Consider the following 18,358-nt stretch of genomic DNA (forward strand, 5'->3'; position numbering starts at 1 on the left):
AGGGCCGAATCCTGTCGGACCCGGCCCTTGAACGGTTGTGTCTGCGGGGCCCCTCAGCCTTCGACATGCGGCCAAATGGGGGTGCGGTAGGACATGCGCCGCACCGATCCGGTTTTCGAGCGCATCAGCAGGGTCGTCGTCTCGACCCAACCCGGTTCCCGCTTGATCCGCGGCAGCAGCGACCCGCCGGTGACACCGGTCGCCGCAAAGATCACATCGGCGGTGACCATCTCGTCGCGGGCATAGACACGATCAAGATCGGTAATACCGGCTTTGGCCGCCCGACCGCGTTCATCATCATTGCGGAACATCAGACGGCCAAAGATCTGGCCACCCATGCATTTCAGCGCGGCGGCCGCCAGAACGCCTTCGGGCGCGCCACCCTGGCCCATGTACATGTCGATGCCGGTCGTCTCGGACTCGGCACAGTGCATGACGCCTGCAACGTCACCGTCGGTGATCAGGCGGATCGCAGCGCCGGTTTCGCGCACCTCGGCGATCATCGCCTCATGGCGCGGACGTTCCAGTATGCAAACGGTAATGTCCTCGGGGGTGCATCCTTTGGCCTTGGCCAGCGCCTCAACCCTTTCCCGCGGGGACATGTCCAGTGTCACCACGTTCTCGGGGAAGCCCGGCCCGATCGCCAGCTTGTCCATGTAGACGTCTGGCGCGTGCAGCATCGAACCGCGCGGACCCATCGCGATGACGGTCAAGGCGTTGGGCATATCTTTTGCGGTCAGCGTCGTACCCTCGAGCGGGTCCAGAGCGATGTCCACGCCCGGGCCGTTGCCGGTGCCGACCTCTTCGCCGATATACAGCATCGGCGCTTCGTCGCGTTCGCCTTCACCGATGACTACCACGCCAGCGATATCCAGCAGGTTCAGCTGTTCACGCATCGCGTTGACCGCGGCCTGGTCGGCGGCTTTCTCGTCTCCGCGTCCGACCAGCGAGGCCGAGGCCAGAGCGGCCTGCTCAGCCACGCGCGCAAGTCCAAGGGACAGAAGGCGGTCGTTGAAATCGATTTTGGCAGCGCTCATGCGATGTAATCCTTTGGTAAAGCGAAGACGTCCTGACTGGCATAGCCTGCTCGTGGCGCAGGCCGCAAGGGTTCAAACCTGCTCGATACGCAGAGCTACCGGTTCGCCCGCAACCACATCCGTGGTGCGCAAGTCCTCCAACGCAACGTCCAGCGTGGCGCGTGTGGTCTTGTGTGTAACGATCAGTACCGGTGCCGTGTCCTCGGCATGTGCGTATTGGCGCATCCGGTCGATTGAAACGCCGGCATTGCCCAGAATCGCGGCCACCTTGGCCAGCGCACCTGGTTTGTCCAGCAATGCAAGGCGCAGATAATAAGGGGCAGGCAGGCCGGTGATTGCGGGCTTGGAGTCGACCAGCGACGTGGCGGGTTGACCAAAGGTGGAAATCCGCAGGCCCCGCGCCAGGTCGCAAACATCCCCCATCACCGCACTGGCCGTCGGGCCTTCGCCAGCGCCGGGTCCGCGCAAAACGATCTGTTCGACGGCGTCGCCCTCAATGACCACCATGTTGGTGCCGCCTTCCAGCTGCCCCAAAGGCGAGTCACTGGGTACCAGGCAGGGTTGCATCCGCTGTTCAAGCCCGCGCGGCGTGCGCTGCGCAACGCCCAGCAGCTTGATGCGGTAGCCCATATCGTCGGCCTGATGGATGTCATCCAAGCTGATGTGCTGAATACCCTCGATCTCGATCCCGTCGAAATTCGGCTTTGTTCCAAATGCGATCGAGGCCAACAGCGCCAACTTGTGCGCCGCGTCGATGCCGCCTACGTCCAAGTTCGGATCCGCTTCGAGATACCCCAACTGAGCGCACTCCTCGAACAAGGCATTGTAGCCCAATCCCTGCGATTGCATTCGGGTCAGGATATAGTTGCAGGTGCCATTCATCACGCCCATGACGCGTTTGATGTCATTTCCGGCCAACCCTTCGGTCAGGGATTTTATGACCGGAATTCCTCCGGCCACGGCAGCCTCGAACCGGATCACGCGGCCTGCGGCTTCGGCCTGTTCCGCCAATGCCTGGCCGTGAATGGCAAGCAGCGCCTTGTTTGCGGTGACCACATCCTTGCCGGTGGCCAATGCCGCCTCGACCGAGGCCTTTGCCGGGCCGTTTTCACCACCCATCAGTTCGACGAACACATCGATGTCGTCTCGTTTGGCCAAGGCCACCGGATCGGTTTCCCACGCGAAGCCGGACAGGTTTACTCCGCGATCTTTGGCGGCGTCGCGCGCCGAAACGGCAACGATTTCGATCGGTCGACCAGTGCGCGCTTGCAGCAATTCGGCATGACGGCGCACGATCTTGACGACGCCCACTCCCACGGTTCCCAAGCCAGCAATTCCAAGCCGCAGCGCCTGTGTCATTCCGTGGGTTCCTTTCCGCTCGAAGTCTGCCTGTTGGACGCAAGGTCCTTTGTCGGCTGCCATAGCTGGTTCAACGCGGCGGTGCAATCCGTCAGGGACAGAGTTGTTGCGCAGCGGGCGAGCGTACGGGGCTTACTGGGTCTCGGCGTTCTGGAGTGCCTGTGCCTTTTGCGATAGCCGCTCGGCCCGTTGTTCCAATTCTTCTTCCACGGCGGCTGCCTCGTTCACCGGGTCGACGGGCGGCACGTTGACCTGGGTCAACGGGATCAGCTTGGGGTAGGGCGCGGCCTTTACCGAGGCTGCTTCGCTTCCCTCCAACTCGGGAATATCTGCGCACGCGGCCAAGAGGAGAAGCGGCAGGATGACGGAAACAGCTTTCATTTCGCGACCCGAACAGTGAGGAACCTGAACGTGATGCACTTTTTGCATGAACGGTTCAAGCGGGGTTCTATATGAACGTACGTTCATATACGATGGATCCATGGCACGTACTCAAGGCTCTCATTCCGATATCACCGGGCCCCGTATCCGCGAGGCCGCCCTGGGATTGTTTGCACGGCATGGCTATGCCGCTGTTTCCATGCGTCAAATCGCGGGGGAGGTCGGGGTGCAGGCCGGCGCGCTCTACAATTACACTCCGGACAAGCAAAGCCTTCTATTCCGCCTGATGCAGGACCACATGCAAGAGCTGCTGGCGGCCTATGAAGAGTTGGAACCACAGGCGGATGCATTGGGCGCCCTGCGGCAATTCGTGGGTTTCCACATCCGGTTTCACATGCAGCGACCGGACGAAGTGTTCATCGCGTACATGGAGCTGCGAAACCTGACGCCTGAAAACTTCGCCGAAATCGAAAAGCTACGCCGGCGGTATGAAGATGCGTTGCAGAGCATCCTGCTGGCCGGCCAGAAGGACGGTCTGTTCTCGGTTCAGGATGCCAAAATCGCGACTCTGGCAGTGATTGCCATGCTGAATGGTGTCATGACGTGGTACCGGGCCGGTGGACGGCTTTCGCTGGACGAGGTCGAGCAGATTTATTGGGATATGGTACGCAAGGCGGTCGCGGCCTGACTGGCCGCGCCCTGTTACCGGCTGTTTGGAGTCAGTGCGCCGGCTTGATGAAAGTACCGTTGCGCAACTCCCGAAACGCCTGCTCGAGTTCGGCGCGCGTGTTCATCACGATCGGGCCATGCCATGCGACCGGTTCATTGATCGGCGCACCCGAGATCAACAGGAATCGTACACCTTCAGGCCCGGCCTGAACGGTTATTTCGTCTCCGGTACCAAACCGCACCAGCGTCCGGTTGCCCGACATATCGCGAATGTTCAGCTCTTGCCCGGCGACTTCCTTCTCAAGCAGAACGCCGGTCGGTTGCGAGGCGTCGGCGAAAGCGGCCTGCCCATCGAAAACATAGGCGAAAGCACGGCGATAAGTATCTATCTTGAATGTCTTTTTCACCCCTGCAGGAATCGATACGTCCAGGTATTGCGGGTCCGCGGCGATACCGTCCACCGGCCCGGTCTTACCCCAGAACTTGCCGACGATGACCCGCACCGTGGTGCCATCATCGTCGATCACTTCGGGAATGTCCTTGCCCTGAACGTCCTGGTATCGAGGAGCCGTCATCTTTTGAGCCGAGGGCAAGTTGCCCCACAGCTGAAACCCATGCATCTGCCCGGATGTGTTTCCCTTGGGCATTTCCTGATGCAGAATTCCGGACCCCGCCGTCATCCACTGGACGTCTCCGGCACCCAATTGGCCGCTGTTGCCCAGCGAGTCGCTGTGATCGACGGTTCCTGACAGCACGTAGGTGATAGTTTCAATGCCGCGGTGAGGGTGCCAGGGAAAGCCGGCCTGGTAGTCCTGCGGGTGCTCGTTGCGGAAGTCATCAAACAACAGGAATGGATCAAGTTCGGACGGATCCTGAAATCCAAAAGCGCGGTGAAGCTTTACGCCAGCGCCTTCCATCGTCGGAACGGCCTTGCGGGTTTCGAGTGTTGGTCTGAGCGACATGTGGATCTCCTGTCTCTGGACCCGTTATCTAATTTTCGCTGAAGTACGGTATCTAATTTTCGCTGAAGTACGGTCAATTTGCGAGAAAGCACTGCCTCTGTGCAAAATTGCGCCGGGTGAGTCTTGGTCTGTTGCTTGTCGCTGAAAGCGGGTATGGGGGGCAGGCAAAGGCGGAGTTGGAAATGCAAGAAGACGTACTGGCAACGATTCAGGCTTCATCGGCACGGCGGTGGATGGGCGTGGGAATGCTCGTCACCGTGGGCGCGTTCGTGACTTATGTCGCCCTGGCCGCACCGCCAGCGCCGGAATGGCAGCTGTTCCTGTTCGTGGTCGGAGGTGGCGCGCTTTGGCTTGCGCATCGCGTCTGGCATGCGACCGCGGACCGGATCGAGCTGACGCGCACGGAACTGCGGACAGGCAGCGGCAAGCTGATTGTCGAGGTTGGTGAAATCGAAGGGGTGGATCGGGGTGTGTTCGCCTTCAAACCGTCAAACGGCTTTCTGCTGACGACCCGTAGCAAACGGGGCAGGGCTTGGGCCCCGGGCCTTTGGTGGCGCGTCGGGCGACGTATTGGCGTCGGCGGCATGACGTCCGCCGCCGAGACCAAGTTCCTGTCAGAAATGCTTTCCGCGATGCTGGCCGAGGCCGAATAGCTCTCAGCACCCGCCCGGTGCGTCGATCTTGTCGTAGACGCGCGGGTGGGTGAATACGAAATTGTCCATGGCAAATTCGTTTTCGCCGTATCCGATGCGGAAGGGACGGCGATAGAAGTCCTTCACTTCGACCAGGATCATCTTGCCGTTGTCCGGCATGATGGGCAGCTTGTCCCGGATTTCGCTGATGGTGCCATCGGTCCACGCCTCAAAGCTTTCGCCGCGAATACAGGACCACTGCACATAGTGCCGGTCATCCGGCAGGTCGAAGCGAAGGAACGAGATGCGCATCGACACGTCGGAGCGGTCCGACATCATCTGCTGCAGCAGGTCGTACAGCGTATCCATGTAGGTCGCGTTGATGTCATTGCGTTCGCGGGAAATGACGTCGGCGATCGCATAAGACGCCTTGAGATTCCGCGAGCTCTGCTTGTACCCGTCGAAGAACGTATAGGACGCACACATGCCCCAGAAGAGCAAGGGATAGATCATCACGGCCTCGACACTGATCACGCCGGATTCCTTGCGCGAAAACCGTTTCAGATACCGGACAGCCAGCGGGAAGATTGAGCGATCAGGTCGGTTCATAGACAAACACCGTTGTTGCGTGCAGTTCGTACATACCGTTGGGCTTTTTCCGCGCGATGGCGCCCAGAATGGTACCCCACCACAGCGGCTTTACCTCGACGCAGGCGCGGACGATCATCAGTTCGTCCGACGTGCCGGGCTCGAAGATCTGGCTGTTGCGGATCGTTGCCGGGGTATCGATGCAGTAGGGGTTGGGATCCAGCGTGGTCCCAATAAACGGATCGACGCGGGTCATTTCCAGGATCAGGTTTTCCTTGCACTCAGGAATGTAGCCTGCCTTGTCGCAGACGATGTCCTTCAACAGAGTGTGGGTCCAGCCATCCTGAACGTTGGTGGTATACTTGTCGAGGTTGTTCAGGCGAACGTCGCGGATCGTTTCGTCCAGACCACGCTCGAGATTGGCGTGGTTGAAGGCCCCGATTCCGACTTCGACGGCCGAATAGGTCGTCATGATGAAGATGGGGAACCAGAAGACGAACTCGATCGTCGCCATCCCATCTTCTTTCCGCCGGAACGTGCGGAATTGATGAAGCAAACGCTTGATCATTGGGTCAGCCTCAAATTGCGGATGGTTGATCCGATCGATGCAAATACGTCGACGATTTCGTCACCGGTCGCCTCGTAGTAGGCGCCATCATCGCTTTTGCAGTCTTTCAGAAGGGCCTTGCCCTGATCGGGAGCTTCGAAAGCGATAGTGAAGACTACGATGCCATTGGCGCGAGCGGCGGCACACATTGCGCGCGCGCGCGGGTCCTTGGTGCCCGACCCGATCGAAGTGACCGCGTTGTTGTACCAGGTGTTGCCTTTCGTGCTCCCCAGCGCTTCGCGGAACAGGTCGCGGATCGCGCGACGGGTCGTGCGTTCCCAGACCTGAACCCAGGTCAGGTTGACCGATGTCGCGGGGTCGCCATTGTTGTCCAGAACAGTGCGGGTTTCGCTTCTGCTGTAGTCAAAGTTGTAGCAGACGCCGCCGGACCGGTAGGTGCACCGATAGACAGTATACTCGTCGTTGCCATAGGGATCGTCCTGCCAGATCTCGCGACCCCAGTACCAACCTTTGCTGCTGTCCCATTCGGTATAGTCGACATCGTGCCAGAAGTACTTCTCGGTCTCGTAGTCATAGGTCGAATAGGTGGACTTTTTGGCATTCCACCACAGAATGGACGTACCCTCACGGTAGGGGTCGTTTACCATGTATTGTGTGGTGTTCGCGCCGTCCGTCATCAGCACCAGAACCTTCATCGAGTCGTTGCTGGAGTAGCTGTTGGGACGGGTGGCGAACTCTGCAGGCACTTCGTCACCCGCCAGGCGTGCGATCACCGGCTGAATGCTTTCGTCAAGCAGGGCAAGACCCCATTTCAGACCGACGTCGATCGACGTGTTTCCGCCGGCCGTAAAACTTTCGATGTGATCTTTGAGAACCTGCGGATCCTTTTGCAGGACCGAGACCTCACGGTTGGCGAGTTCGTCACAGACTTCGCTGTAGACGTAGCCGTTGCTGGGGCGCCGGTCATAGGTGCTCCACGGCGTGAAGTGCAGTGTGCGTTGGCGGATCGTATCGGGGTCCAGCGCGGTGGTGTTGAACTCGCTGCTGGTGAAGTTGATGCAGTTTGCCCGGTTATTGGTGCCGGTCGTGCTGAATTCGTCCATCAGATAGTCGGGCAGCGACACCTGAGTTGCGTATGGGATGATCGAGATCGACAGCTTCCCGTCCTCGGTCTTGTCCGCCATCTCTTGCACGAAGTTTTTGGCCGCCACTTTCAGGTTGGCCAGGCGATTGTAGCTGTTCATCGAGCCAGAGACGTCGAGGACCAAAGAAATCTCAACATCATCAATGGCTTCTTCGGCAACGCTGGTTGCCGCGCTCACGATCGAGTCAACATCCCACCACTGCATGAAGTGCATGCCGACATCCATCTGGGCGCTCGCTTGGACCTTGCGGTAGCCTTCGATCGTAACGGCGGTCGCGCCGCAGACATTGGGTTCCACGATCGGGTCACCAACCAGGTACTGGTCCAAGCCTTCCTTCGCGAGGTAGTCGACGACTACGTCCTTGGGGCAAAGGTCCTGGTCCAGGTCGGCCGCCGCCAATACGGCGCGGTCCAGAGCATATTGCAGGCGCGCACGTTCGCGATCGTACCGCATAACGTCCACGGCGAAGCCCGCCGCGGTGAAGATGATCATCAGAAGGAAGAGGGCGAAGATGGTCATCGTCCCGCTTTCCGAGGTCGCGAAAGACTCGACGGCGCCCCGGCAGCGGTCTGCGTGGCGCGGTTTCCCCGACCGTGTCGATGTCCATTCAAAATTGCGCATAACGAAATCCTTTTGCCGGCCAAAAGCAGCGAAGCCAGTTCTTCGGAACTTTAATAATTTAGATGTGGATCGTGGCGAGAATTGGGCGTGATCGTCACTATGGTGCTCTTTTTGAATGAAAATCGGCGGCAGTCTGGCTGGGAGGGGCATCTTTGTTTCGTTGCTCGGGACAATTTCTGGAAATCGTAAATGTCCGCGACTCGGCTCGGTTGGTCGAAACGCGCTGTTCATAAATTGATGAAAAAAAGTGCAAATCTCGATTGCAGCCGCTTGCCAAGGGTGCGACAAAACTTCATGACGCTCGACGTCAACCGGCATGGAGGATTTTATGACGGCCATCAAGGAACCCAGCTTTCGGGAGAGTGTAGATCTGATGTTCAACAGGGCGGCTGCCCTGATGGATCTTCCACCCGGACTTGAGGAAAAGATCCGGGTCTGCAATGCGACCTACACCGTTCGGTTTGGCGTGCGTCTGCGGGGGCAGATACATACTTTCACCGGCTATCGCTCGGTTCATTCCGAGCATATGGAGCCGGTAAAAGGCGGTATCCGCTATGCGATGGCCGTGAACCAGGACGAGGTCGAGGCGCTTGCTGCGCTGATGACCTACAAGTGCGCTTTGGTCGAGGCTCCGTTTGGCGGGTCCAAGGGCGGCCTGCGTATCGACCCGCGCAAATACGAGGAGCATGAGCTGGAGCAGATCACCCGCCGTTTCGCCTATGAGTTGGCCAAGCGCGACCTGATCAACCCGTCGCAGAACGTCCCGGCCCCTGACATGGGCACCGGCGAGCGTGAAATGGCTTGGATGGCTGACCAGTATGCGCGGATGAACACCACAGACATCAACGCGCGGGCCTGCGTGACCGGCAAGCCGTTGAATGCCGGCGGCATCTCGGGCCGGGTCGAGGCGACGGGGCGTGGCATCCAATACGCGCTGCGAGAATTCTTCCGGCATCCGGAGGACGTCAAAAAGGCTGGCATGTCAGGCTCGCTGGACGGCAAGCGGGTCATCGTTCAAGGCCTCGGCAACGTGGGCTATCACGCGGCCAAGTTCCTGAGTGAGGAAGACGGCTCTCTGGTCGTGGGCATCATCGAACGTGACGGTGCGATCTATAACCCCGAGGGGATCGACGTTGAGGCGGTTCACCAGTGGATCGTCAAACATGGCGGCGTGAACGGCTACCCGGATGCAACGCACACCGCAGAGGGCACTGCTGTGTTGGAAGAGGAGTGCGATATTCTGATCCCGGCAGCGTTGGAGGGCGTGATCAACCTGTCTAATGCCGAGCGCATCAAGGCGCCGCTGATCATCGAGGCCGCGAACGGCCCGGTGACTGCCGGGGCCGACGAAGTGCTGCGCAAGAGGGGCACCGTGATTATTCCTGACATGTATGCGAACGCTGGCGGTGTGACGGTCTCGTATTTTGAGTGGGTGAAGAACCTCAGTCACATCCGTTTCGGTCGGATGCAGCGCCGTCAGGAAGAGGCACGGCACGAGCTGATCGTGAAAGAGCTGGAACGGCTAGACCGCTATCTTGGCGATGCATGGTCGATGTCTCCGGACTTCAAGGCCAAATACCTCAAAGGCGCGGATGAGCTTGAGCTGGTGCGCTCGGGTCTGGATGACACGATGCGCATCGCCTACCAGGCCATGAGCGAGGTCTGGCATGATCGCGACGACGTCGATGACCTCCGCACCGCGGCTTACATCGTGTCCATCGACCGTGTGGCCAAGAGCTATCGGGCCAAGGGCCTCTGACGTCTCGGAAACCGGGCAATCGGGCTTTGACAAAAAGTCCGGTTGCCGCACATCCTGCGCTGGAGTTCAGGCAGTGAAACCAGCGAGGATCTCATGCAAATTACCCGTTCTGTAGCTTGGGCCGCGGCGATAGGATCCGCGACCCTGGCGCTTGCGACTGCTGCCATCGCCCAACCCCGGCAGGGATGGACGCCGACTGTGGAAGGGTTGGCTGTCTATCAGGGCAGCGCCGATCTTGAGGACGGCGGTGATTTCAGCGCATCGCGCGCATTTCTGCGGGCAGGCGGCATTTACAGCTATGGTGACGGGTCCTTTGTGGGTTTGCTGGCGAGTTTCGGGCAGTTTTCCTACGATTTCGGGTTGCCCGGAAACCAGCCGTGGGACGACATCCGCGACATTCGCCTGAGCGTTCCATTGCGTTTCACTCTGGACAACGGGGCTGCGGTGATCGTCTCGCCCCAATTGAGATGGGACTATGAGACCGGCGCCAGTGCCTCGGACGGCTTCACCTATGGTGCCTTCGCCGGCATTTCATGGGCGGTGAACCCCAATCTGCGCATCGGCCCGGCATTTGGCGTATTCTCTGAGGTTGGAACCAATGACCTCGAAGTCTTTCCCGCGCTTCTGGTCGACTGGACCTTTGCCGAGCGCTGGCGTCTGAGTACCGGGCGCGCGCTGGGGGCCACTCAAGGCCCCGGCGTCACGTTGGAGTACAAGGCTTCGGAAAGTGTCAGCGTGGGGCTTGCCGTTCGGTCCGAGCGGGTCCGCTTTCAGCTGAACGACAACGGGTTGGCACCGGGCGGAGTGGGCGAGGACAGCAGCATTCCGGTTGTTCTGTCGGTTGAATACGCGCCAAACCCCGGAGTTTCGCTGTCGGCATTTGCGGGCGCTGAGTTTGACGGCGAGTTGCGCCTGGACAACGCAGCAGGGCAAGAGGTCAGCCGGCAGGGCTATGATACCGCTCCGATCGTGGGCGTTGCCTTCCGTCTGCGGTTCTGAAGGCGAATTCGTTTGCGACCGGTTTGGTCGCGCGTTGACAAGTTCTTGTCGAAAACGGATGCGGAGCCCCGAGCCCGGATTGCTACTCCTGTTGGAAGTTGGTTTGATGCCAGCAAACCCGCAGGGAGATCTGAATGCGCTTTTCCGGCTTTCGCGTCCTGAAGGAAGGACTGACGGGCAACAAGGGTTGGACGGCGCATTGGCGTGATCCCGAGCCCAAAGCCGAGTACGACATCGTCATCATCGGCGGTGGGGGGCATGGTCTCAGCACCGCGTACTATCTGGCGAAAGAACACGGCCTGACAAATGTCGCCGTGCTGGAAAAGGGTTATGTCGGCGGCGGCAATGTGGGGCGCAACACGACGATCGTGCGCGCCAACTATTTTCTGCAAGGAAATTCCGAGTTCTATTCACATTCCCTCAAGCTGTGGGAGGGGTTGGAAGAGGACCTGAACTACAACGTGATGCATTCGCAGCGGGGCATCATCAACCTGTTCCATTCGGACGGGCAGCGGGACGCGGCCGCGCGCCGGGGCAACATGATGATCAGCCAGGGCGACGATGCCATCCTGCTGGACCGCGATGCACTGCGCGAGATGCTGCCCTATCTGAACTATGACGATCTGCGCTTTCCCATCTATGGCGGTCTGTACCATCCGCGTGGCGGCACGGCCCGGCATGATGCCGTGGCCTGGGGCTATGCCCGCGGGGCGGACCAGCGCGGGGTGGATCTGATCCAGAATTGCGAGGTCACCGGCATCGACATCGAAAACGGCGCCGTTCGCGGGGTGCAGACGACGCGCGGGGCGATCCGAGCCAGGAAGGTAGGGATCGTGGTTGCGGGTCGTTCGGGGCTAGTTGCCGGCATGGGCGGGATGCGCTTGCCGATCGAAAGCCACGTGCTGCAGGCCTTCGTGACCGAAGGACTGAAGCCTTGCATCGACCACGTCGTGACCTTCGGCATGGGGCATTTCTACATCAGCCAATCCGACAAGGGTGGGCTGGTGTTCGGCGGCGACCTGGATTTCTATGCCTCCTACGCGGCGCGGGGCAATCTGCCGACGGTCGAAAGTGTAATGGAGGCCGGCGTGGCCCTGATGCCGATGATCGGCAAAGCCCGGGTGCTGCGGTCCTGGGGCGGGATCATGGACATGTCGCCGGACGGGTCGCCGATCATCGACCGCACCCCTATCGACGGGCTGTACCTGAACTGCGGCTGGAACTACGGCGGGTTCAAGGCGGTTCCGGGCTCGGGCAACGTGTTTGCCCACCTGATGGCCACCGATCGGTACCACGAGAACGCGACAGGGTTCCGGCTGGATCGTTTCCGCACCGGGCGCGGGATCATCGATGAAGAGGGCAAGGGCTCTCAGCACAATCTGCATTAGGGGCGGGCCGGGATGTTTCGTTCGAATATTTGTGAAAGCCAGGAGGCGCGGCCATGAGGATCACCTGTCCGTATTGCGGCGAACGCGACCGCCGCGAGTTCTACTATCGCGGGGCCGCCGTCGATCTGGACCGGCCCGCCCCGGATGCCGGGCCGGAGGCTTGGGACGATTTCGTCTATCTGCGCGACAACCCGGCGGGCGAGACGCGGGATCTGTGGTATCACGAGGGCGGCTGCGGCGCATGGATCGTAGTGACCCGAAACACGCTGACCCACGAAATTTCGGCAATCGAACCTGCGTCCGGGGGCAAGCGATGAGGGTCGCGGGCAGGGGGCTGATCGACCGCGGCACTCCGGTCGAGTTTTCCTTTGACGGAATCCGGTATTCGGGCTTTCAGGGCGATACACTGGCCTCGGCGCTGCTGGCCAATGGCGTGCGCCTGATGGGGCGGTCGTTCAAATATCATCGCCCGCGCGGCGTCCTGACCGCCGGCAGCGAAGAGCCGAACGCGCTGGTCACCATCGGCCGGGGCGCCGCGCAGGACCCGAATGTGCGGGCCACGATGCAAGAGATCTATCCGGGCCTCGAGGCGCGCAGCCAGAACCGCTGGCCCAGCCTGAATTTCGACGTGATGGCGGTGAACGATCTGGCCGCGCCCTTCCTGGGGGCGGGCTTCTACTACAAGACCTTCATGTGGCCCCGCAGCTTTTGGGAGAAGCTGTACGAACCGATGATCCGCCGCGCCGCGGGGTTGGGCGCGCTGTCCGGGCAGGCCAACGCCGACAGGTATGAAAGCGCCTATGCCTTCTGCGACCTGCTGGTGATCGGGGCTGGCCCGGCGGGTTTGATGGCTGCCTTGACGGCCGGCCGGGCCGGGGCGGATGTCATTCTGGCCGATGAAAGCAACCAGATGGGCGGGCGGCTGCTGGCCGAGAGGCTCGAGGTGGATGGCAAGCCGGGTCACGTCTGGGCAGACGAGGTTCTGGCCGAGTTGCGTGCGATGGACAATGTGCGGTTGATGACCCGCACGACCGTGGCGGGTGCCTACGACCAGGGCACCTTTGCCGCGCTCGAACGGGTCATGCACCATACGGGCGACTGTCCCGCCGGTGCGCCGCTGGAAGCATATTGGAGGATCGCCGCCCGCCGCTCGGTTCTGGCGGCCGGGGCGCTGGAACGCCCGGTGGCGTTTCGAAATAATGACCGGCCCGGCATCATGACCGCCGGTGCCGTGCGGGCCTATCTGAACCGCTGGGGCGTCGCGACCGGCCGGAGTGTCACGATCTTCGGCAACACCGATGACATCCACCAGACGGCCCGCGACCTGTTGGCCGCCGGGGTCCACGTTGCCGCCGTGATCGACAGCCGCCATGACGGGCCGGTGTCGACCGACTATCCGGTGCTGCGCGGGGCGCAGGTCTGTGGCAGTTCGGGGCGCAAGGGGCTGGAGTCGATAACCGTGCGCCGCGCTAGCGGAGAAGAGCGCATTCAGACCGACTGCCTGGCGATGACCGGCGGATGGAACCCCTCGGTCCACCTGACCTGCCACATGAACGGGCGCCCGACCTGGCGGCGTGACATTGCCGCCTTCGTGCCCACGCCGGGCGCCGTGCCCGGGATGCGCCCGGCCGGGGCCTGCAACGGCGCGTTCTCGACCGCGGCTTGTCTGAGCGAGGGCATTTCGGCTGCGACCGAGGCGCTGGGTGATCTGGGCCTTAAGGCGCCCAAACTCGAGCCTCCGCAGGCCGAGGATCAGCTCTATGAAATCGCGCAGCTGTGGGCGGTGCCGGGCAAGGGGCGCGCGTGGCTGGATTTCCAGAACGACGTGACCGTCAAGGATGTCAAACAGGCCGCGACCGAGAACTTCCGCTCGGTCGAGCACATGAAGCGTTATACCACGCAAGGCATGGCCACCGATCAGGGCAAGAACTCGAATGTCGCGGCGCTGGCCATTCTTGCGGATGCCACCGGGCGTGCGATCCCCGAGACCGGAAGCACCACCTTTCGCCCGCCTTACGCGCCGATTGCCATTGCCGCGCTGGGCGCGGGGGCCGAGGGGGCGGGGTTCAAGCCGCAGCGCTTCACCACCTCGCACAAGGCGTCGGTGGCGCGCGGGGCGCCGATGGTCGAGGCGGGGCTGTGGTATCGGCCCAGCTATTTCCCGCAGCCGGGCGAGACCACATGGCGCCAATCCTGCGACCGCGAAGTGCAGATGGTGCGCACGGCGGTCGGCGTGTGCGATGTCTCGACCCTGGGCAAGATCGACATTCAGGGGCGCGACGCCGCTCAGTTTCTGGATTTCGTCTATACCAACATGTTTTCGACACTGAAGGTCGGGCGCGTGCGCTATGGGCTGATGCTGCGCGAGGACGGGTTCGTCATGGATGACGGCACCACCGCGCGCCTGGGTGACAGTCATTTCCTGATGACCACCACGACCGCCGCCGCTGGTGACGTGATGAAGCATCTGGAATTCGTGCGCCAGGGGCTGCGGCCCGATTGGGACGTGTCGCTGGTTTCAGTGACGGAACAATGGGCGCAATTCGCCGTGGCCGGCCCCAAATCGCGCGAGGTGCTGAACGGCGTTCTGGACACCCCATTGGATGATGCCGTGTGGCCGTTCATGGCCTGTGGGCCGGTTTCTGTTCTCGGGGTGCCGGGGCGTCTGTTCCGGATCTCGTTCTCGGGCGAACACGCCTATGAGATCGCCGTGCCTGCGCGGTATGGGGCCAGTTTGTTCGACATTCTGACCCAACGGGCCGAGGCGCTGGGCGGCGGCCTGTATGGGATGGAGGCGCTGAACGTCCTCCGGATCGAGAAGGGGTTCATCACCCATGCCGAAATCCACGGGCGAACCACGGCCTATGACATCGGGATGGGCCGGATGGTGTCGCAGAAAAAGGACTGCATCGGCAAAACCATGTCGGAACGCCCGGGGCTTGAGGAGCCGGGGCGCGAGCGGTTGGTCGGGCTCAAACCCATCGGGGAAAGCCGCCAGTTGCTGGCCGGCGCCCATCTGTACAACGAAGAGGACGCGCCGGTGCGTACCAACGATCAGGGCTATGTGACCTCGGTCTGCTATTCGCCGACGCTGGGCAGCATGCTGGGGCTGGCGTTTCTGGCCGACGGCCCCGACCGTCATGGCGAGATCGTCAAAATGGTCGATCACCTGCGCGGCGTGACCACGCTGTGCGAGGTGACGGACCCGGTGTTCTTTGATCCAGAGGGAGAGCGTGTGCGTGGATAAGCTGTTTGCTCAGACCCCGTGTGACGGGCTGCTGCCGCTGACCATCGGAACGGTCTCGGTCTCCGAGGTCGACCCGGGCGCGATACATGCGGTTTCGGCCTTTCATGGGCAGACCAATGCATTGTCCGAGGCGATGAAGTCGGCGCATGGCATGGCGCTGCCGGCCCCAAACCGCGCCACCGGGAAGTCGGGCGCGCGGGCCATCTGGTTCGGCCCGGGTCAGGCCATGCTGATCGGCCCCGCACCAGATCCTTCGCTGTCCGCCTATGCCGCGGTCGTCGACCAGTCCGATGCCTGGGCCGTGGTGCGGCTTGAGGGCGACGGGGCCGAGGATGTTCTGGCCCGTCTGGTGCCCGTCGATCTGCGCCCGCATCACTTCAAGCGTGGACATACGGCGCGCACGCTGCTGTTTCACATGACGGCGTCGATCACTCGGGTTGGCGAGAAAGCCTTTCAGATCATGGTGTTCCGGTCGATGGCCACATCGTTGGTGCATGATCTGCAGAGGGCAATGGAAGGTGTGGCAGCACGCGGTTAGACTGTTGCAAAGAACTGATTCCAAGGGGACCTTATGCTGCGTATCGCACTTGCCGCCACTCTGCTTGCCACACCGCTGGCTGCCGCTGAAACCAAGGAGCAAAGCTGCCGCTATCAAGCAGACGTTGTGGCGGCGGTTCAAAAAGCCCGTCTTGATCGCGTGAAAGAACGGGACGTTCCTGAAGCGGTGGCCGAGGCCGGCCCGACCTGGCCCGAGAACTACAACGCCGCAATCCCGTTGATCACTCCATGGGTCTACGAGCAGAAGATGCGCGACATCCGCAAAAAAGATCTCGGTGCCGCATGGATGGAGCTGTGCCTGCAGCAGTAATCCACAGGGCCGCGAATTGGCTGTGGACAAAGGCCTGCCGTGCCCTTGGCGGGCGGCCTGGTTTCTGCCATGTATGAAGCATGTCATTGCCCCCTGGATTTCTGGATGAGCTACGCACCCGTCTGAGCCTGTCTCAGGTCGTCGGGCGCAAGGTCATGTGGGACAACCGCAAGTCCAATCCGGGCAAGGGCGACATGTGGGCACCATGCCCGTTCCATCACGAAAAGACCGCTTCGTTCCATGTGGATGACCAGAAGGGGTTCTATTACTGCTTCGGGTGCCATGCCAAAGGCGACGCGATCAGCTTTGTGAAGGAAACCGAGAACGTCTCGTTCATCGAGGCGGTCGAGATCCTGGCGCGCGAGGCCGGCTTGCCGATGCCCGCGCGCGACCCAAAGGCGCAGGAAAAGCAGGACCACCGGGCGCAATTGGCCGATGTCTTGGAGCAGGCGGTACAGTTCTTTCGCCTGCAACTCAAGACCGGGGCAGGGGCCGAGGCGCGCGCCTATCTGGACCGCCGCGGTCTGGACGCTCAGGCGTTGGACCGCTGGGAAATCGGGTTTGCGCCCGATGGCTGGCAGGCGTTGTGGGACCATCTGCGCGGCAAGAACGTGGCCGAGGACCTGATCCTAGGCACCGGTCTGGCCAAGCCGTCGAGCAAGGGCAAAAAGCCCTATGACACCTTCCGCAACCGCATCATGTTCCCGATCCGCGATCCGCGCGGCCGGTGCATCGCGTTCGGCGGGCGGGCGATGGACCCCAATGACAACGCCAAGTATCTGAACTCGCCCGAAACCGCGCTGTTCGACAAGGGGCGAAGCCTCTACAACCACGGACCGGCCCGTCAGGCGGCGGGCAAGGGGCAACCGCTGATCGTGGCCGAGGGCTATATGGATGTGATTGCCCTGTCCGAGGCAGGTTTCGGCGCCGCCGTCGCACCGCTGGGCACCGCGATCACCGAACATCAGTTGCACATGCTGTGGCGCATCGCCGACGAGCCGATCATCGCGCTGGATGGCGACACGGCCGGCCTGCGCGCGGCGATGCGGGCCATCGACCTGGCGCTGCCCCTGCTGGTGGCCGGCAAGTCTCTGCGGTTCGCCCTGATGCCCGAAGGCAAGGATCCCGACGATCTGCTGCGCGCCGAAGGCCCGGCAGCGGTTCAGGCGGTGCTGGACGCGGCCATTCCGATGGTGCGGCTTCTGTGGCGGCGCGAGACCGAGGGCAAGGTGTTCGACAGCCCCGAGCGCAAGGCGGCCCTCGACAAGGAGCTGCGCGAAAAGATCCAACTGATCCGCGATCCCTCGATCCGGTCGCATTACGGGCAGGAAATCAAGGACCTCCGCTGGCAGCTTTTCCGCCCGCAGCGGCAAGGGGCAGGGGCTCGAAACTGGCAGCCGAAAGGCAAATGGCAACCGCCAAAACCGTCGGCAACTCCGGATGCGCGGGCCTCGTTCCTTGCGTCCTCGGAGAATGCGGATATCCAACTGCGTGAAGCGGCAATCCTAGCGATTGCAATCCTGAACCCAGAGGTGGTCGTTCAATTCGAGCATCAACTGGAAGAGATGGAATGCCTGAACCCCGATCACGCGGCCCTACGCGATGCGATCCTGCGGCACGCGATCGACGATCCCGACAACCTCAAAGAGCACATTGTTCAGTCTTTGGGGCCGGCCCCTCTTGAAAACCTGCTGGCCCTTCGCCATGTCGCTGTAATCCCCTGTGTGCACAAACCGGGCGACGTCGAAAAGGCACAGATGACTCTGGCCGAGGAACTCGCAAAAATCAAAGCGCTCCGGGGGCTGGATGCCGAGATTGCTGAAGCCGAAGAGGAGTTGTCCGATCTGGCGGACGAAGCGTTGACGTTCCGGTTGGCCCAGGCCGCCGAAGAACGCAACCGCGCAAGCCGCAGCCAGAATGAGGACAGGGCCATTTTCGACATTGCGGACAACGGGGCGCGAATCAATCGTGACGAGAAAGACGCGTTTCAGGCGATCATGTCCGGTATCAAGTTCGAGCGGAAACGCCGCTGAAGTGGTGTTTTCATAAAGCACTGGAAAAGAAAAACGGGTAAACGGGTGGCCGAATCACTTCTACGCGCTAATGATTCGGTTCCATCGAATCACCCATCCCTG

17 protein-coding genes are annotated in these 18,358 nt (G+C 61.5%); 10 read left to right on the top strand and 7 right to left on the bottom strand.

Translation table 11 applies throughout. The features are described 5' to 3' along the window. Positions 1–53: 53 nt before the first annotated feature. The 3 genes from glpX to ACR0EF_RS03840 all read right to left on the bottom strand — a co-directional run bounded on the left by glpX (position 54) and on the right by ACR0EF_RS03840 (position 2,777). Complete coding sequence (gene glpX, locus ACR0EF_RS03830; protein ID WP_093961740.1) at positions 54–1,037, bottom strand: class II fructose-bisphosphatase; 984 nt, start codon at positions 1,035–1,037, stop codon at positions 54–56. A gap of 72 nt (positions 1,038–1,109) precedes the next feature. Then, entirely contained in the window at positions 1,110–2,396 is a 1,287-nt protein-coding gene (locus ACR0EF_RS03835; RefSeq protein ID WP_170363721.1) for a homoserine dehydrogenase, read from the bottom strand. Between the two features lie 132 nt (positions 2,397–2,528). Next, positions 2,529–2,777: a hypothetical protein gene (locus ACR0EF_RS03840; RefSeq protein WP_170339166.1), complete on the bottom strand. Its 249-nt coding sequence runs from the start codon at positions 2,775–2,777 to the stop codon at positions 2,529–2,531. A gap of 100 nt (positions 2,778–2,877) precedes the next feature. On the opposite strand from ACR0EF_RS03840, the gene ACR0EF_RS03845 reads away from it, so the two are divergent. Further along, positions 2,878–3,465, top strand: coding sequence for a TetR/AcrR family transcriptional regulator (locus ACR0EF_RS03845; protein ID WP_093961742.1), 588 nt, complete (start codon positions 2,878–2,880; stop codon positions 3,463–3,465). Between the two features lie 31 nt (positions 3,466–3,496). Here the strand turns inward: ACR0EF_RS03845 and ACR0EF_RS03850 are convergent, their stop codons facing one another. Further along, positions 3,497–4,408, bottom strand: coding sequence for a pirin family protein (locus ACR0EF_RS03850; RefSeq protein WP_093961743.1), 912 nt, complete (start codon positions 4,406–4,408; stop codon positions 3,497–3,499). A gap of 182 nt (positions 4,409–4,590) precedes the next feature. On the opposite strand from ACR0EF_RS03850, the gene ACR0EF_RS03855 reads away from it, so the two are divergent. Further along, positions 4,591–5,061, top strand: coding sequence for a hypothetical protein (locus ACR0EF_RS03855; RefSeq protein ID WP_170371291.1), 471 nt, complete (start codon positions 4,591–4,593; stop codon positions 5,059–5,061). 3 nt (positions 5,062–5,064) lie between these two features. Here ACR0EF_RS03855 and ACR0EF_RS03860 read toward each other — a convergent pair whose 3' ends face one another. From ACR0EF_RS03860 to ACR0EF_RS03870, 3 genes are read right to left on the bottom strand one after another with little or no spacing between them, the layout of a single operon-like run. Next, positions 5,065–5,649, bottom strand: coding sequence for a TadE/TadG family type IV pilus assembly protein (locus ACR0EF_RS03860; protein WP_170357497.1), 585 nt, complete (start codon positions 5,647–5,649; stop codon positions 5,065–5,067). Continuing rightward, the gene (locus ACR0EF_RS03865; protein ID WP_170357498.1) at positions 5,636–6,196 is read right to left on the bottom strand and encodes a TadE/TadG family type IV pilus assembly protein; all 561 of its coding nucleotides are present in this window, start codon (positions 6,194–6,196) and stop codon (positions 5,636–5,638) included. The genes ACR0EF_RS03860 and ACR0EF_RS03865 overlap by 14 nt, the downstream gene beginning before the upstream one ends. Further along, entirely contained in the window at positions 6,193–7,860 is a 1,668-nt protein-coding gene (locus ACR0EF_RS03870) for a pilus assembly protein TadG-related protein (RefSeq protein WP_254429305.1), read from the bottom strand. The genes ACR0EF_RS03865 and ACR0EF_RS03870 overlap by 4 nt, the downstream gene beginning before the upstream one ends. A gap of 430 nt (positions 7,861–8,290) precedes the next feature. On the opposite strand from ACR0EF_RS03870, the gene ACR0EF_RS03875 reads away from it, so the two are divergent. The 8 genes from ACR0EF_RS03875 (at position 8,291) to dnaG (ending at position 18,256) form a co-directional block, all read left to right on the top strand. Further along, positions 8,291–9,721 (top strand): Glu/Leu/Phe/Val family dehydrogenase, encoded by a 1,431-nt coding sequence (locus ACR0EF_RS03875; RefSeq protein ID WP_170371289.1) that lies wholly within the window; start codon positions 8,291–8,293, stop codon positions 9,719–9,721. Positions 9,722–9,919: 198 nt separating this feature from the next. Continuing rightward, positions 9,920–10,720 carry a hypothetical protein gene (locus ACR0EF_RS03880; protein WP_170340080.1) on the top strand — a complete coding sequence of 267 codons (801 nt, stop codon included), beginning with the start codon at positions 9,920–9,922 and terminating at the stop codon, positions 10,718–10,720. A 134-nt stretch (positions 10,721–10,854) separates the two neighbouring features. Continuing rightward, entirely contained in the window at positions 10,855–12,108 is a 1,254-nt protein-coding gene (locus ACR0EF_RS03885; protein ID WP_170371287.1) for a sarcosine oxidase subunit beta family protein, read from the top strand. Positions 12,109–12,161: 53 nt separating this feature from the next. Further along, a complete protein-coding gene (locus tag ACR0EF_RS03890; RefSeq protein WP_170371285.1) occupies positions 12,162–12,425 on the top strand; it encodes a sarcosine oxidase subunit delta in 264 nt (87 codons plus the stop codon). After that, on the top strand, positions 12,422–15,355 hold the full coding sequence (locus ACR0EF_RS03895; RefSeq protein WP_170371284.1) for a sarcosine oxidase subunit alpha family protein: 2,934 nt from the start codon (positions 12,422–12,424) through the stop codon (positions 15,353–15,355). The genes ACR0EF_RS03890 and ACR0EF_RS03895 overlap by 4 nt, the downstream gene beginning before the upstream one ends. Then, the gene (locus tag ACR0EF_RS03900) at positions 15,348–15,893 is read left to right on the top strand and encodes a sarcosine oxidase subunit gamma (protein ID WP_170371282.1); all 546 of its coding nucleotides are present in this window, start codon (positions 15,348–15,350) and stop codon (positions 15,891–15,893) included. The genes ACR0EF_RS03895 and ACR0EF_RS03900 overlap by 8 nt, the downstream gene beginning before the upstream one ends. Positions 15,894–15,926: 33 nt before the next feature. Continuing rightward, a complete protein-coding gene (locus ACR0EF_RS03905; protein WP_170357503.1) occupies positions 15,927–16,223 on the top strand; it encodes a hypothetical protein in 297 nt (98 codons plus the stop codon). An 80-nt stretch (positions 16,224–16,303) separates the two neighbouring features. Continuing rightward, complete coding sequence (gene dnaG, locus ACR0EF_RS03910; RefSeq protein ID WP_170339727.1) at positions 16,304–18,256, top strand: DNA primase; 1,953 nt, start codon at positions 16,304–16,306, stop codon at positions 18,254–18,256. The last annotated feature ends 102 nt before the right edge of the window (positions 18,257–18,358 follow it).

The organism is Ruegeria sp. CG8 (genome assembly GCF_056537165.1).